The organism is Kribbella antiqua (assembly GCF_004345665.1).
GTDB classification, from domain to species: Bacteria; Actinomycetota; Actinomycetes; order Propionibacteriales; family Kribbellaceae; genus Kribbella; species Kribbella antiqua.
Window position 1 is genome coordinate 1,225,378 of sequence record NZ_SLWR01000001.1, and the last position, 15,093, is coordinate 1,240,470.

12 protein-coding genes are annotated in these 15,093 nt (G+C 68.6%); 5 read left to right on the top strand and 7 right to left on the bottom strand.

What is annotated here, in order from left to right:
• Positions 1-54 precede the first annotated feature (54 nt).
• Complete coding sequence (locus tag EV646_RS05815; RefSeq protein ID WP_132144576.1) at positions 55-945, bottom strand: sulfite exporter TauE/SafE family protein; 891 nt, start codon at positions 943-945, stop codon at positions 55-57.
• Positions 946-1,253: 308 nt separating this feature from the next.
• Here EV646_RS05815 and EV646_RS05820 point away from each other — a divergent pair, with 308 nt between their 5' ends.
• Positions 1,254-3,860, top strand: coding sequence for a family 78 glycoside hydrolase catalytic domain (locus EV646_RS05820; RefSeq protein WP_132144578.1), 2,607 nt, complete (start codon positions 1,254-1,256; stop codon positions 3,858-3,860).
• On the opposite strand, the gene trmB is transcribed toward EV646_RS05820, so the two are convergent.
• Complete coding sequence (trmB, locus tag EV646_RS05825; RefSeq protein WP_241995324.1) at positions 3,841-4,560, bottom strand: tRNA (guanosine(46)-N7)-methyltransferase TrmB; 720 nt, start codon at positions 4,558-4,560, stop codon at positions 3,841-3,843. The genes EV646_RS05820 and trmB overlap by 20 nt on opposite strands.
• A 31-nt stretch (positions 4,561-4,591) precedes the next feature.
• Entirely contained in the window at positions 4,592-7,576 is a 2,985-nt protein-coding gene (locus EV646_RS05830; RefSeq protein ID WP_132144580.1) for a bifunctional [glutamine synthetase] adenylyltransferase/[glutamine synthetase]-adenylyl-L-tyrosine phosphorylase, read from the bottom strand.
• A 204-nt stretch (positions 7,577-7,780) separates the two neighbouring features.
• On the opposite strand from EV646_RS05830, the gene EV646_RS05835 reads away from it, so the two are divergent.
• Positions 7,781-8,197: a hypothetical protein gene (locus tag EV646_RS05835; RefSeq protein ID WP_241995326.1), complete on the top strand. Its 417-nt coding sequence runs from the start codon at positions 7,781-7,783 to the stop codon at positions 8,195-8,197.
• Here the strand turns inward: EV646_RS05835 and glnA are convergent.
• Positions 8,194-9,534, bottom strand: a complete 1,341-nt coding sequence (glnA, locus tag EV646_RS05840) for a type I glutamate--ammonia ligase (RefSeq protein ID WP_132144584.1) — start codon at positions 9,532-9,534, stop codon at positions 8,194-8,196. The two genes, EV646_RS05835 and glnA, sit on opposite strands and share 4 nt — an antisense overlap.
• Before the next feature lie 131 nt (positions 9,535-9,665).
• Here glnA and EV646_RS05845 point away from each other — a divergent pair, with 131 nt between their 5' ends.
• Positions 9,666-10,064 carry a hypothetical protein gene (locus EV646_RS05845; protein WP_241995424.1) on the top strand — a complete coding sequence of 133 codons (399 nt, stop codon included), beginning with the start codon at positions 9,666-9,668 and terminating at the stop codon, positions 10,062-10,064.
• Here EV646_RS05845 and EV646_RS05850 read toward each other — a convergent pair.
• Both EV646_RS05850 and EV646_RS05855 read right to left on the bottom strand, forming a co-directional pair.
• Positions 9,990-10,907, bottom strand: a complete 918-nt coding sequence (locus EV646_RS05850; RefSeq protein WP_132144588.1) for an HTTM domain-containing protein — start codon at positions 10,905-10,907, stop codon at positions 9,990-9,992. The two genes, EV646_RS05845 and EV646_RS05850, sit on opposite strands and share 75 nt — an antisense overlap.
• Positions 10,904-11,374, bottom strand: coding sequence for a hypothetical protein (locus EV646_RS05855; protein WP_132144590.1), 471 nt, complete (start codon positions 11,372-11,374; stop codon positions 10,904-10,906). The genes EV646_RS05850 and EV646_RS05855 overlap by 4 nt, the downstream gene beginning before the upstream one ends.
• A 57-nt stretch (positions 11,375-11,431) precedes the next feature.
• Here EV646_RS05855 and EV646_RS05860 point away from each other — a divergent pair, with 57 nt between their 5' ends.
• Complete coding sequence (locus tag EV646_RS05860; protein WP_199236793.1) at positions 11,432-12,103, top strand: peptidoglycan recognition protein family protein; 672 nt, start codon at positions 11,432-11,434, stop codon at positions 12,101-12,103.
• On the opposite strand, the gene EV646_RS05865 is transcribed toward EV646_RS05860, so the two are convergent.
• On the bottom strand, positions 12,049-12,708 hold the full coding sequence (locus EV646_RS05865; protein ID WP_241995328.1) for a DUF418 domain-containing protein: 660 nt from the start codon (positions 12,706-12,708) through the stop codon (positions 12,049-12,051). The two genes, EV646_RS05860 and EV646_RS05865, sit on opposite strands and share 55 nt — an antisense overlap.
• A gap of 417 nt (positions 12,709-13,125) precedes the next feature.
• Here EV646_RS05865 and EV646_RS05870 point away from each other — a divergent pair, with 417 nt between their 5' ends.
• Positions 13,126-14,898, top strand: coding sequence for an NAD+ synthase (locus EV646_RS05870; protein WP_132144592.1), 1,773 nt, complete (start codon positions 13,126-13,128; stop codon positions 14,896-14,898).
• The last annotated feature ends 195 nt before the right edge of the window (positions 14,899-15,093 follow it).

Consider the following 15,093-nt stretch of genomic DNA (forward strand, 5'->3'; position numbering starts at 1 on the left):
CGGCGACCCGAGTGCGGCCGCAGGCGGAGGAACAGCAGGAATGTGGTGTGGTGTTCAGACCGTCTCGAGCTCACGCGCGGCCCGGGCATCCGCCCCGCGACCGGTGGTGCGAACGCTGTAGGCGACGACCGCCGCCCAGCCGGCGACCAGAACGCCGTACGCGACGTAGCGCAGGCCTTCGTCGACGCCGATGCCCTTCAGCAGCGTGCGGGCGTTGGTCAGGATCAGCACCAGGCCGACGCCGACGCCGAGCCAGCGAGTCGCCAGCCGCGACACCAGCCAGGCAGCCAGCGGCGCCGCGAGTACGCCGCCGACGAGCAGCGCGCCGACGACACCGAACGGCAGGTTCTCCTTGCCCAGCCCGAACAGGAACCCGATGCTGGCGGCAACCGAGACCACGAACTCAGCCGCGCTCACCGAGCCGACCGTACGACGTGGTTCCAGCTTGCCGCTGCTCAGCAGGCTCGAGGTCGCCACCGGGCCCCAACCGCCACCACCGGTGGCGTCGATGAACCCGGCGACCAGGCCGAGCGGCCCGAGGAACTTGCCAGCCGGCCGGCCCTCCATCACGGCCCGCACCTTGCCGGTGGCGAACCGGACCAGGATGTAGATGCCGAGCAGGAGCAGCAACGCCGCGACCCATACACCGGCCGACTCGGTCGACAGGCTGGACAGGAAGGTCGCGCCGGCGAAAGCGCCGACCCCACCCGGGAGGCCGATCAGCGCGACTACGCGCCAGTCGACGTTGCCGAACCGCCAGTGCGATACGCCGGAGGCGAGCGTGGTGCCGACCTCGGCGAGGTGCACGGAAGCGGACGCGACGGCTGGGGAGATCCCGGTGATGAGCAGGGCCGTGGAGGCGGTGACGCCGTAGGCCATGCCCAGCGTGCCGTCGACGAGTTGGGCGACAGAACCCAGCAAGGCGATCAGGATGAGACGACGCACGGAACTGTTCCTTCGGGCAAGGAGGGAGGTGGACGGACCGAAGTGGTGCGCCGAAGGTCAACAGCCGGAGGAGTTCACGCGCAGCAGGTCGACGTGCCGGCGCCGCGTGAGGGCGTCGCCGGGAGCGTTCGAGGTGACCTGCATGCCTCTATGAAAGCGGACAAAGTCGAGCAAGATGCTCAGGTTTCGCGATGTGAGACATAAATTCGCTCTGTGAGACAACGGCCACTTGTGGTCAGAGTGTTGAAAGCTGGTCACGTAACTGCCTACCGTCCTGAAGCTTGCCGACGAGCCTGAGGAGCCGCCTGATGCCTGCACTGCCGGACGGTTGGACGCCTGGTGGTCCGCTCACTCCCGGAACGCTGAAGACCGAGTACGCCGTACGCCCGCTCGGGACGGACGTCCGGCGGCCGCGGTTCAGCTGGGTCGCCACAGCACCTGGGTACGGCGCGACGCAGACGGCGTACCGGATCCTCGTCGGATCCGAGCCGGGTGCCGGCGATGTGTGGGACTCGGGCAAGGTGCCGTCCTCGCGCAGCTTCGGCATCGAGTACGACGGCCCTGCGCTGGCCCCGCGCACCCGCTACCACTGGACCGTCCAGCTCTGGGACGGCCTGGACCGCGTCGGCGCGGCGGCCGAGCCCGAATGGTTCGAGACCGGACTGTTCGACGAAGGCTTCGGCGCTGCCTGCTGGATCGGTGGTGCGAACCTGCTCCGGAAAGCCTTCACAACCGACGGCACCGTGAAGCACGCCCGGCTGTACGCGAGCGGCCTCGGTTACGCCGACCTCCGGCTGAACGGTCAGCCGGTGAGCGACGCCGTACTCGATCCCGGCTTCACCGACTACGACCACACTGTTCTGTACGTCACCCACGACGTGACCGAACTGGTCCAGAGCGGCGACAACGTCGTCGGCGCCGAGCTGGGCCGCGGGTTCTTCGGCCTCGCCACGCCCAACGTCTGGCGCTGGCACCAGACCCCGTGGACCGCCGAGCCGCGACTGCTCACCCGTCTGGTCATCTCGTACGACGACGGGCGTACGGTCGAAGTGGTGTCGGACGAGTCCTGGCGCGTCACCGCCGGTCCGACCATCTCCGACGACCTCTATACCGGCGAGACGTACGACGCCCGCCGCGCCCTCCCCGGCTGGGACGCCCCCGGCTTCGACGACGCCAGCTGGTCGGCAGCTGCCGAGGTCGACGCACCCAAGGGCACGTTGCAAGCGCAGGCACACGAACCGATCCGGGTCATCGAGACCGTCGAACCCACCGCGATCACCGAGGTGAGGCCCGGCGTCTGGATCGTCGACTTCGGCCGGACCACGGCCGGCTGGACCAAGCTCAGTGTGACGGCCGAGGCCGGCACCAGGATCAGGCTCACCCATGGCGAGACAGTTGCTGATGGCAATGTGGTCGCCGTCAACGAGCATGTCGAGGGCAACCGGATTCAGCGTGACGAATACATTGCCGCTGGCAACGCTGTCGAGGAATGGGAACCGCGCTTTTCCTACAAGGGTTTCCGCTACGTCCAGGTCGAAGGCGTGACCGATCGGCCGGACTTGCTGATGCGGGTGGTGCACTCCGATGTCCGCGACGCCACCCGGTTTGCGACGACGCAATCGTCGTACGAGCAGTTCGATCGGGCGATGCGCCGTACGGTGCTGAACAATCTGCACGGGATCCCCACCGACACACCGTTCATGGAGAAGAACGGGTGGACCGGCGACGCGCAGGTGGGTGGGCCGACGATGCTGGCGATGCTCGACCTGGCCCGGTTCTTCACCAAGTGGCTCGGCGACATCCGCGACAGTCAGGCGGAGTCCGGTCAGCTGCCGGTGATCGTCCCGACCAGTGGATGGGGCTTCACCGACCTCTCCCCCGCGACCGAGTGGCCGACCGTATATCCGTTCCTCCTCCGCGAGATGCATCGCACGTACGGCGACGAGCGGTTGCTGCGGGAGCACTGGGACTCGCTGACCCGCTATCTGGCCTGGGAGCTCGCTCGCGTCGAGGACGGATTGTCGGTCAGCGTCCTCGGCGACTGGCTGCCACCCGGCTACGGCAGCGGCCCGGCGCCGGAGGACCGCCGGCTCACCGGTACGGCGTATCTCTACCGAGCCCTGATCGCGGCCGCTGAGATCGGCGAGATCATCGGGCAGGCCAACGACTGTCAGAAGGCCGCGGCTGAGCTTGCTGATGGGCTGAATCGCACGTTCCTGGATCGGGAGGCCGGGGTGTATCGGTCAGCCGACGATCCTGACTATCGGCAGACCTCGAACGCCGTACCTCTGGCCTTCGGAATCGTGCCCGACGAGTTGGCGCCGCGGGTGGCGGCCAATCTTGCGGCGGATGTGGAGGCTCGCGGTTTCCACCTGAACACCGGTTGTCTCGGCGTCGGTGTACTGCTGCCGGTGCTGACCGCGTACGGGTATGGCGAGGTGGCGACGAAGGTTGCGCTGCAGCGGAGCTACCCGAGTTGGGGGTACTGGTTCGACCAGGGCGCCGACACGATGTGGGAGATGTGGGAGGACGACTCCCGGTCGCGCGACCACTACTTCCAGGGCACAGTCGTGCAGTGGCTGTATGAGAACGTCGCCGGCCTGCGCAATCTGCAGGCGGGCTGGGAGCGGATCCTGGTCCGGCCCGATGCACGTGCTGAGGTGGACTCGGCGACCATCCGGACCGACACGATCCGCGGCCGCGTGTCGGTGAGCTGGAAGCGCGTCGGGCGGGTGCTGTCGCTGGAGGTGCTGGTGCCGGTCGGTACGACGGCCGAGGTCCATGTACCGTCCGCCTCGGCGTCGGACGTCACCGCCGTACCGGCTCCGTTCGCGGGTGAGGCGTCGTACGAGGACGGCTACACCGTCTACACGGTCCCGGCTGGCCAGTGGAACTTCACGAGCCGGTCGGCTTGACCTTCGTGTACAGCAGGTCGCGACAGGTGCGGCCCTCGGCCTGGGCACGGGATTCGAACTTGGTGATCGGTCGCCACTCGGGGCGCGGGGCCCAGCCGTCGTACTGGTTCCTCAGCAGGGGCTCGGCGTCGCAGATCTCGAGCATGCGGTCGGCGTAGCCGGCCCAGTCCGTTGCCAGGTGCAACGTTCCGCCGGGCTGCAGCCGGGAGGCCACCAGTGCGACGAACGGCTGCGTGACGAGCCGGCGCTTGTGGTGCCGCTTCTTCGGCCAAGGGTCGGGGAAGTAGATCCGTACGCCGGCCAGCGTGTCCGGCGCGACGTGGTCGCGGAGGAAGTCGAGCGCGTCGCCCTGCAGCAGGCGGACGTTGTCGAGGTCGTACTTCTCCACCCAGAGCATCAGCTGGCCGAGGCCGGCCGGGTACACCTCGGCGGCCAGGTGGTTCACCTCCGGCGCCGCCACCGCGAGCTGCGCCGTCGCGTCGCCCATCCCGGACCCGATCTCCAGCACGGTCGGCGCCTCCCGGCCGAACCACTCGGCCAGATCGACCGGGCCTGGCGGCAGCTCCTCGAGCTTCCGCCCGAGCGACGGCCAGTGAGTCTCCCACACACGCTTCTGCCCGACCGTCATCCGCACACTGCGCCGGACGTGGCTGAATACCCCCGCCTGCCTGACCTCATCCACTGCGTCCACCAGTTCCACTGACAGGAGTCTATAGAAGGCCGTGTCTGACCTAGTCGTCCCAGAAGAGGTGGGCGACGGTGTTGTGGGCCCGGCGGGTGATGCGGAGGTAGTCGTCGTGGAAGCGGCTCGATTCGCCCGGCGGGTAGCCGCAGATCTGGGCGACGGCCGCGAGGTCGCGCGGGTCCCTCGGCAGCGAGTTCCCGGGGCGGGCGCGGACCAGCATGATGGCGTTGCGGATCCGGGTCGCCAGCTCCCACGCGATCCGCAGGGTGTCCGCGTCCGCCGCCTTGACCAGGTCGGCCTCGACCGCGGCCCGCAGTGCGCCGAGCGTCCGCGTCGTGCGCAGGCCAGGCACTCGATATGCCTCGCGCATCTGCAGCAACTGAACGGTCCACTCGATGTCGGCCAGCCCGCCACGCCCGAGCTTCGTGTGCGTGCTCGGGTCGGCGCCACGCGGCAGGCGCTCGGCGTCCACCCGCGCCTTGATCCGGCGAATCTCCATCACGTCCCGGTCCGATACGCCGTTCGCCGGATACCGCAGCGGGTCGATCAGCTCGCGGAATGCCTGACACAGCCCGGCATCGCCACACAGCGGATCGGCCCGCAACAACGCCTGTGCCTCCCACACCGCGGACCAGCGGGCGTAGTAGGAGGCGTACGACGCCAGCGTCCGAACCAGCGGCCCTTGCCGCCCCTCAGGACGCAGATCGGCGTCGACGGCAACAGCCGGGTCCGCGCCTGGCAACGCGAGCAGCCGCCGCAACTCCGTCGCCGCCTGGGTCGCGAAATCCGTCGCTGCCTTCTCGTCAGCCCCCGGCAGCGGGTCGTGGACGAACATGACATCCGCATCGCTGCCGTAGCCGAGCTCGTGCCCACCGAACCGGCCCATCGCGACGATCGACATCCGGGTGGGCTCGGGCTCACCCTTGGCAACCGCTCGTCGGGCAACCTCGAGAGCAGCTGTGAGTGTCGCCGACGAGATCACCGTGAGCGCCTCGCCGACCTGCTCGACCTCGAGCACCCCGGAGAGATCCGCCGCCGCCACCCGGAACAGCTCGCGCCGACGCGCGGCACGAATCGCAGCCACCGCCGCCTCCGGCTGCTCCTGCCGCCCAGCAGCCGCCGACATCTCGGTCAGCAGCCCTTCCTCACTGCGCGGCACGAGCTCGCGTTCGTCGGCCAGCATCGCGGTCGCTTCGGGTGCTCGCTGCAAGAGGTCAACGGCGTACCGGCCGCTCGCGAGTAGATGAGCGAGTCGCTCGGCCGACGCGCCTTCGTCGCGCAGCTGGCGCAGGTACCACGGCGTCGAGCCGAGCGTGTCCGAGATGGTCCGGAACGCGAGCAGTCCGGCGTCCGGGTCAGGCGACTCCGCGAACCAGCCGAGCATGGCCGGCAGCAGCGCCTTCTGGATCGACGACCGTCGCGACACCCCTTCGGACAAGGCTTCGATGTGCCGGAGCGCGGACGACGGATCGGCGTACCCGAGTGCGGTCAGCCGCTGCTTGGCCGCCTCCGGCGTCAGCCGTACCTCGCCACCCGGGATCCGCGCGACCGCCGCGAGCAGCGGCCGGTAGAACAGCTTCTCGTGCAGCCGCCGTACCTCTAGCGCGTGCTTCTTCCACACCGTGGTCAGGTCCGCGACCGGGTTCCTCGTGAACCCGAGTGACCGCCCGAGCCGCCGGAAATCGACCTCCTCGTTGGGCACGTGGTGCGTACGGCGCAACCGGTACAGCTGGATGCGGTGCTCCATCGACCGCAAGAACCGGTACGCATCGGCCATGACCGCACCATCCGTGCGACCGACATAGCCCGACTTCGTCAATGACTCCAGCGCGACGAGCGTCGTACCGCTGCGGACGGCATCGTCGCTGCGCCCGTGCACAAGTTGCAGCAGCTGTACGGCGAACTCGACGTCCCGCAGGCCGCCAGGGCCGAGCTTGAGCTGGCGATCCATGTCGGCAGCGGGGATGTGGTCGATGACGCGGCGGCGCATCGCCTGGACGTCGTCGACGAACCCGGCCCGGTCAGCCGCCGACCACACCAGCTCCCCGGTCTTCTCGGCGTACTCCTGACCCAGCTTGGCGTCACCCGCGACCGGGCGGGCCTTGAGCAGTGCCTGGAACTCCCACGTCTTGGCCCAGCGCTGGTAATACGCGAGGTGGCTGTCGAGGGTACGGACGAGCGGACCTGACTTGCCCTCGGGGCGCAGGGCTGCGTCTACCGGCCAGAGGGTGCCTTCGGCGGTGTGTGCCGAACAGATCCGCATGGTGGCGGCGGCGAGCTGCGTAGCGGTCTTGAGGGCCGGCGCTTCCGGTTCATCGTCGAGTGGCTCGGCGACGAACAGGACGTCGACATCGCTGACATAGTTGAGTTCCCGGCCACCACACTTGCCCATGGCAATGATCGCGAGCCGGCAGTCGGCGGCGGACGGGTGCGCGGCGAAGTACTCGTTGCGGGCGATCCGCAGCGCGGTCTCGAGCGCTCCCCCGGCAAGATCCGCGAGTACGGCGGCCACCTCGTCGACCAAAAGCCCCTCGGCCAGATCGCGTGCGGCGAGTCTCAACAGCAGACGGCGATACTCGACCCGAAGGGCGTCGACAGGATTGGGCGCGTCGACCACGGTGGCCAGCTTGGCGGCGACGTCCTCGGCCGACGGGCGGACCCCGGCCAGCGACGGATCCGCGAGGTCGTACCAGTGCCTCGGATGTACGCCGAGATGCCGCCCGAGCGCCTCACTCGCACCAAGCACGTAGACGAGCCGGCGCCGGAAGTCGTCGTCAACCTCGAGCGTCCGGGCGAACGCGGCGACGTCGTACTCATGGCGGTGTAAGGCCTCGGCGAGGCCGCACAGCCCACGGAGCGCGAGATCCGGATCCGCGGACTCCGACAGGGTGGTGATGAGCTGTTCGCTCGCCATCAAGGTGTGCGAGTCGAACCCGTCCAGCTGCTCGAGCATCCGCCCGGCCCGCACGGGATCGGCGAAGCCCAGCCGAACCAGTCGCCCCTCCCAAGACGCTCTACGCTCCTCGACCACGCCTGCAGGCTACCCGTAGGCCGGTCGTGCGAACGCCGCAGCCTCGACATCTCGAACGCATCGCGACCACATTGCGGCCAATACACGGTGTCGTGTAGCGAATTCGCTCAGTAGTCGGCATGATGGCTGTTCATGGTCATGATGACGGGGTCGCTCGCTGTTCGGGGCACGGTGGTCTGGTTGACGCCCCAGCAGGGTGGGCGAGTGTCCGGGCCGCCTGAGCCGGACTACGACTACGACTACACAGCCACGGCTTACCTGCCACCACGGACGCCGGACGACGGTCAGGCGGGCATCGCGCTGCGCCGGTTCGCGCCGGGCGCCTGGCGTACACCGGCCGAGGGGATTCTCGTGCCGGCGAAGGGCAATCGCGCTCAGCAAGTGGTTCCGGGCAGCATCGTGGTGATCACCGAAGGAGTCCGGCCGGTCGGCCTGCTGACGCTGGAAGAGGTCCACGCGCTCGCGCCCAACGGCACGCCGGTGCCCGCTGCACCAGAGACGGTCGCCGCCATGTCGGCGCCACCGCCACCGCCGGTGTCAGAGGCGCCGTACAGGCATTCCACCGCCGCGGCGCGCTGGACCACCTCGGAGGACCAGCCGGTCCCAGTCCCCAACGGTTAGAGGACTGGGAGCAGCTTGTTCAGCTCGAATGGGGTGACCTGGCGGCGGTAGTCGGCCCACTCCGCGCGCTTGTTGCGGAGGAAGAAGTCGAAGACGTGCTCGCCGAGGGTTTCGGCGACCAACTCGCTGTCCTCCATCGCGCTGATGGCTTCGGCGAGGCTGCTCGGCAGCGGCTTGATGCCGAGGGCCTTGCGTTCGCGCGACGTCAGCGACCAGACGTCGTCCTCGGCCTCGCGCGGCAGCTCGTAGCCCTCCTCGATGCCCTTCAGTCCGGCGGCCAGCATCAGCGCGAAGGCCAGGTACGGGTTCGCGGCTGAGTCCAGCGAGCGGAACTCGACCCGGCTGGACTGACCCTTGTGCGGCTTGTACATCGGCACCCGGACCAGCGCGGACCGGTTGTTGTGCCCCCAGGAGACGAACGACGGCGCCTCGTCACCGACGGCGAGCCGCTTGTACGAGTTCACCCACTGGTTCGTCACCGCGGTGATCTCGGCCGCGTGCTGCAGCAGGCCGGCGATGAAGGCGCGGCCGGTCTTGGACAGCTGGTACTGCGCGCCGCCCTCGAAGAAGGCGTTCCGGTCGCCTTCGAACAGCGACATGTGGGTGTGCATCCCGGACCCGGGCTGGTCGTCCAGCGGCTTCGGCATGAACGACGCGTAGATGCCCTGGCTGAGCGCGACCTCCTTCACCACCACCCGGAAGGTCATGATGTTGTCCGCGGTGCTGAGCGCGTCGGCGTACCGCAGGTCGATCTCCTGCTGGCCCGGGCCGCCTTCGTGATGGCTGAACTCGACCGAGATACCCATCGACTCCAGCATCGTGATCGCCTCGCGGCGGAAGTCGTTGCCGATGCCCTGCGGGGTGTGGTCGAAGTAGCCGGACGAGTCCACCGGCTCCGGCCGCGTGCCGGGCTGACCGGTCAGCGACTTGAACAGGTAGAACTCGATCTCCGGGTGCGTGTAGAAGGTGAAGCCGAGGTCGGCCGCCTTCGACAGCGTCCGCTTCAGCACGTGCCGTGGGTCGGCGAACGAGGCCGAGCCGTCCGGCATGTTGATGTCGCAGAACATCCGCGCGGTGCCCATCGTCTCGCCCCGCCAGGGCAGGATCTGGAAGGTCGACGGGTCCGGCTTGGCCAGCATGTCCGCCTCGGTGACCCGGGCGAAGCCCTCGATCGCCGAACCGTCGAACCCGATCCCCTCCGCGAACGCGCCCTCCAGCTCGGCCGGCGCGACCGCCACCGACTTGAGGAACCCGAGCACGTCGGTGAACCAGAGCCGCACGAACCGTACGTCGCGCTCCTCGAGCGCGCGCAGTACGAACTCCTGCTGCTTGTCCATCGGCCAGTCCACCTCTCGCTCAGCGTCGGCCCGCCAGGGCCCTCACACAGTCTGCCTCTGCTCTGTTAAGCAGACGTTACGTGCTGGTGCGGACATTGCGCCGATCAGGGCCTACCGTTTCCCGGGTGCAGATGATCTTTCACGCCGCTCTCCTCGTGGCCGCGATCCTCTGTGTCACCGACCTGCTGATCAGCACCGCGCGGTTCGTCCAATCGATCCGCGGCCGCCGGCCCGCCGAGCGGGACGTGCTCGGCCGTCGCTGGCTGCCGATCCCGGAGCTGGGCTTCGGCATGTTCGCGTTCTGCTGCCCCGGGCTGCTCACGCTCGGGCTGACCAACAACGGCGCGCAGCTGCCGACCAAGCAGATCCTGCTCGCCGCTCTGGTCTTCGGGTACGCCGGTGCCGTGCTCTCCCGCGTCGTCCGCACTCCCGGCCCTGGCGGTCGTCGCTTCCGGCTACGCGCCGGCCTGCTGCTGGGCCTCCCGGCCCTCTTCGGCCTGGTCTTCGGCCTGTCGGGCGTCGCCGTCTGACCGTCGCTTCTGGAACCACGGCACGATCCGCTCCAGCGGCGCGAACGCCAGCCAGCACACCACCGTCGGCAGGAAGTGGATCAGCAGGATCGCCGTGTTCGCCGCGTGGAACCCAAGGAAGAACAGCGCCCCGAACAGCTGCCACCGCCCCTTGAGCCACAGGATCACCGGAGACAGGAACTCGGCGGTGATCCCGACCCACTGCATCACATGCAGCATCCAGGGGTAGTGCAGCAACCACTCCCCGACCGGGTGCGGCCGCCGTACGATCGCCCACGTCAGTACGGCGCTCCTCGGCCAGGTCAAGGCCCACCCGGCACTCCGCAGCTTCGCGATCGCCGAGAGGAAGTACGTCGCGATCACGCAGAGCTGCACGCAGCGGATCGCCCACCCCGCCGCCTCCGACCTGGTCTGATCGCCGTACGACGCCTTCCCCACGGTCGGCAGCACCCAGAGCGCGATCACCAACGCGAGGTGGTCGTGATCGACCTTCCCGTCGCTCATTCCGATCAGCACCCACCACGTGAACGCCGGCGCGACGATCCAGCCGGCGATCCGCGGGAAATAGTTGGTCGCGCCGACCAGGCAGGCGACGATCAGGACGCCGTACAACACCGTCGTGTTCGCCACCGACGGCCTTGGTAGATCGAGGAGCCGGGCGAGCAGCAGCGGTTGGTAGAGCCCCGGATGCTCACCCTTGTCCCGGGTGTCGCGGACGAAGGCGTGCATGTCGAGGATGACGAACAGATAGAGGATCGTCCGCAACCACGCGATCCGCGCCATTGCGATCTTGGGGGTGAACCAGTCCACGACGCGGGCGGTCGTGGTCTCGAGGGCGCTCATCGCCGGACCGCCCAGGTGGCGAGGACCTCGGAGGCCGGCGGCCCCTCGACGCGGCCGTGCACGAGTTGGGTGGTGTCGCGGATCAGCTCGAGCTTCACGTACTTCGGCTTGTCCGGGTGCTTCCGCGCCCAGCCGTCCGCGACCTGCTGCAGCAGCGACGGGTCCTTGACGATCTCGCCCGTACGCGCCTCGATCTCGGCCCGCGCGACCCCGGCGCCCTCGATGTTCAGCGGTACGTCGACCGTCGTACCGGCGTCGGTCTGGGCGCTGATCCGGGTGTAGGTGATCGCGGCGTCGTCCGGCACCGACATGGCGTACTGCGACATCGGCCCGAACGGCCAGGCGTCGTCGCTGGCCCGGACCGAACCGTTGATCAGCAGACCGATCCCCACCAGGGCAACCAGCACCCGCACACTCTTGCCGGCCCGTCCCAGCCGGACGTCCCCCTGACTTGTCACGACCGTCATTAGACCAGACCCGGCGCGCCTGTTTCGCGAGCCTCGTCGTAGGGAATTTTCCATAACATGACCGCCCCAGAAAAATACCCACCTGCCCGGATGTCCCGGCGTAACCTGCTGCGCGGCGCTGCCGCCGGCGGCGTACTGCTCGGTGGCATCACCCTCCCGACCACAGCAGCGCACGCCGCCCCCGCGCCGCGCTGCTACACCCGCGCCGAGTGGTCCGCCCGGCCGCCCAAGTCCGCCACGACGGTGATCGGCGCGCCCGACCACATCGTCATCCACCACACCGCGAGCCCGAACGTCACCGACTACTCGCTCGCGGCGGCGTACAAGGTGCAGCACTGGATCCAGGACCTGCACATGGACACCAACGGCTGGATCGACATCGGGAACCAGCTGACGATCAGCCGCGGCGGCTACCTGATGGAAGGCCGCAGCAAGTCGCTGTCGTCGATCAACAACCGGCAGAACGTCATGGGCGCCCAGACCGCCAACCACAACAGCCACACGATCGGCATCGAGCACGAGGGCATCTACACCAGTGCGAACCCAACGACCGCGCTGTTCGACATGTCCGTCCTCACCTGCGCCTGGTTGTGTACGACGTACGGACTCGATCCGCATGCGGCGATCGTCGGGCACCGCGACTACAACGCGACCCAGTGCCCCGGGGATGTCTTCTACGCCCGGCTCCCAGAGCTCCGCGACCGCGTAGCCGAGGTCATGCTGGGCTGATAGGTGATCCGGCGGATCAGAAGCTCGAACGGTCCGCGATAACCCACCCGCCGCATCCGATCGGCCAGCAACACCGTCGCGAGCCAAGTCGCGATCGCCAGCAGCGCGGTCGTGGCCGTGGACAGAGTGCGGGACAGATCGAGCAGGTACGGCGTGAAGACGACGGCCCAGACGACGGACTGGGCCAGATAACAGGTCAGCGAGCGCTGACCGACCGCGGCGATCGCCAGGGTGATCGGACCCTGGCGATCGCCGAGCCGCATCGCGATCAGCACTATCAGAGCGGCGTACCCGAAACCGCCGAAGACGCCTGACGAATCATGCATCGAGCCGATCAGGCTGAGCGTGTGGTCGCTCGGCGGGTCGATCACGCCGCCGATGATCAGCGACACCGGCAGAGCGCCGAGGACCGCGACGGTGATGCCGATGATCGCGGTCGAGACCAGCAGCATGACGTGCTCGGCCGGCCGTTCGAGGATGCGCCGCCGGCCCGCCCACAGACCCATCAGAAACGGTACGACGAACCCGATGGGCCCGAGCAACGCGATGAACGGCTGTACGACGATCCGGTCGCCGAACTGCCCGAGAAAGCTCTGCGGAAGCATCGAGAGATCGGATCGGCCACCACTCCTTCCCGGCCTCGCGCTGACGCCGGACGATCTGCGCGACGCCGTACCCGAACAACACCCCGAACATCGGGAACGCCCGGCCGTCGACGAAGGTCGCGATCACGAACCCGACCGCCCGGTCGACAGCCGATCCGTCGGTCGGGAACCCGCCGAATACTCCTGACCCGTAAACGAAGTAGTGCGAGTTGGCCAAGGCGATGAACAGCAGCATGAAGCCTCTGGCCAGGTCCGGCCCCAGCGCCCGCTCGGCCAATCCGGTGGGCCCACCCTGCGCAGTCATACCGTCCAGTGAATCGGCCGCGTTCCGGGTGCACATCTGCCGAAAGTTACTGAGTGGGTAAACCTTCGTACCTCCCGCGTGAGTAAGGGCCTCTCAACCAGTAATGTGCTCCCGTGCCTCAGCTCCGGCTTGCTCTCGCTCAGCTCAACGTGACCGTTGGCGATATCGACGGGAACAGCGAGAAGATCGTCGCCTGGACCCGGAACGCCGTCGAGCGAGGCGCGCACGTGGTGGCCTTCCCGGAGCTCGCGCTGACCGGTTACCCGGTCGAGGACCTGGCCTTGCGGGCGTCGTTCGTCGACGCGTCCCAGGCCCGGATCCAGGACCTCGCCACCCGGCTGGCCGACGAAGGCCTGGGCGATGTCGTGGTGGTCTGCGGGTACCTCGACCGCGCCGCCGGTTCGGCGATGGGCGTGGACCGGCTCGGCCGCCCGAAGGGCTCGCCGACGAACTCGGCCGCGGTCATCCACCAGGGCCGCGTGGTCACCAGCGCGGTCAAGCACCACCTGCCGAACTACGGCGTCTTCGACGAGTTCCGGCACTTCGTCCCCGGCAACACCCTGCAGGTGATCCGGATCCACGGCGTCGACGTCGCACTGGTGATCTGCGAGGACCTTTGGCAGGACGGCGGCCCGGCCGCCGTGGCTCGGGCCGCGGGTGCCGGACTGCTGCTCGTCGTCAACAGTTCGCCGTACGAGGCCAACAAGGACGACGTCCGCGGTGAGCTGGTCAGTCGCCGCGCCCGCGAAGCCGGCTGCGCGCTCGCCTACGTGAACCTGATCGGCGGCCAGGACGAGCTCGTCTTCGACGGCGACTCGCTGATCGCGGATGCCTCGGGCAAGGTGTTCGCTCGCGCGCCCCAGTTCGAGCAGGGGAGCATGGTGGTCGACCTCGACCTGCCCGAGCCGACTGCTACGCCGTCCGGCACGCACGAGGGCATCGAGATCGTCCACACTGTGCTCCACGACGACGCGCTGGCGCCGTACGAGCCGATGGCCGCCGCCGTCGCGCCGCGGCTCGCCGACGAGGCCGAGATGTACGGCGCGATCGTCACCGGGCTGCGCGACTACGTCCAGAAGAACGGGTTCAAGTCCGTCCTGCTCGGGCTGTCCGGCGGCATCGACTCGTCGCTGGTCGCCGCGATCGCCTGTGACGCGATCGGGGCCGAGCACGTCTTCGGCATCTCCAACCCGAGTGTGTACTCCAGCGACCACTCGCGCGACGACGCCGCCGAGCTCGCCGCGCGGACCGGGCTGAACTACCGGGTGGTGCCGATCCAGCCGATGGTCCAGCCGTTCCTCGACACGCTTGGACTGACCGGTCTGGCCGAGGAGAACCTGCAGGCGCGGGTCCGGGCGGTGATCTGGATGGGCCTGTCGAACGCCGACGGCCACCTGGTGCTTGCCTGCGGCAACAAGTCGGAGCTGTCCGTCGGCTACTCGACCATCTACGGCGACGCGGTCGGCGGATACGCGCCGCTGAAGGACGTGCCGAAGACCCTGGTCTGGCGGCTGGCGAAGTGGCGCAACGAGGACGCGAAGGCGCACGGGAAGCAACCGCCGATCCCGGAGAACTCGATCGCCAAGCCGCCGTCGGCCGAGCTGCGACCGGGGCAGCAGGACACCGACTCGCTGCCGCCGTACGACCTGCTCGACGACATGCTGGACGACTACGTCGAGCAGGACCGTGGCAGTGCGGAGCTGGTCGCGGCCGGCTTCGACACCGAGCTGGTCAGCAAGGTCATCCAGCTGGTCGACAAGGCGGAGTACAAGCGGCGGCAGTACCCGCCGGGCCCGAAGATCACCCACAAGGCCTTCGGCCGGGACCGGCGACTGCCGATCACCAACGCATGGCGTGAGGACGCACGGAAGGCAGCCGAGCACTGAGCGACTCCTGGCGGTACCGCCCAACCACTGACAGCCCGTGGGGGACCTCTGAGGACCCCACGGACCGGACCGGCCTGCCCGGAGACGATGTGAGCGATCACTCAAGCACAGGCGGTGGCGCTTACCCTCCGCAACGGTGGGACGATGAACGCATGGTTGACAACTTCTCGTCGGCCGGTACCCACGGAGATGACG

Coding starts and splice junctions, on each gene's coding strand:
- EV646_RS05820 (WP_132144578.1), top strand. CDS start 1,254: ATGCCTGCACTGCCGGACGGTTGGACGCCTGGTGGTCCGCTCACTCCC.
- glnA (WP_132144584.1), bottom strand. CDS start 9,534: ATGGACAAGCAGCAGGAGTTCGTACTGCGCGCGCTCGAGGAGCGCGAC.
- EV646_RS05845 (WP_241995424.1), top strand. CDS start 9,666: ATGATCTTTCACGCCGCTCTCCTCGTGGCCGCGATCCTCTGTGTCACC.
- EV646_RS05850 (WP_132144588.1), bottom strand. CDS start 10,907: ATGAGCGCCCTCGAGACCACGACCGCCCGCGTCGTGGACTGGTTCACC.
- EV646_RS05855 (WP_132144590.1), bottom strand. CDS start 11,374: ATGACGGTCGTGACAAGTCAGGGGGACGTCCGGCTGGGACGGGCCGGC.
- EV646_RS05860 (WP_199236793.1), top strand. CDS start 11,432: ATGACCGCCCCAGAAAAATACCCACCTGCCCGGATGTCCCGGCGTAAC.
- EV646_RS05865 (WP_241995328.1), bottom strand. CDS start 12,708: ATGCTTCCGCAGAGCTTTCTCGGGCAGTTCGGCGACCGGATCGTCGTA.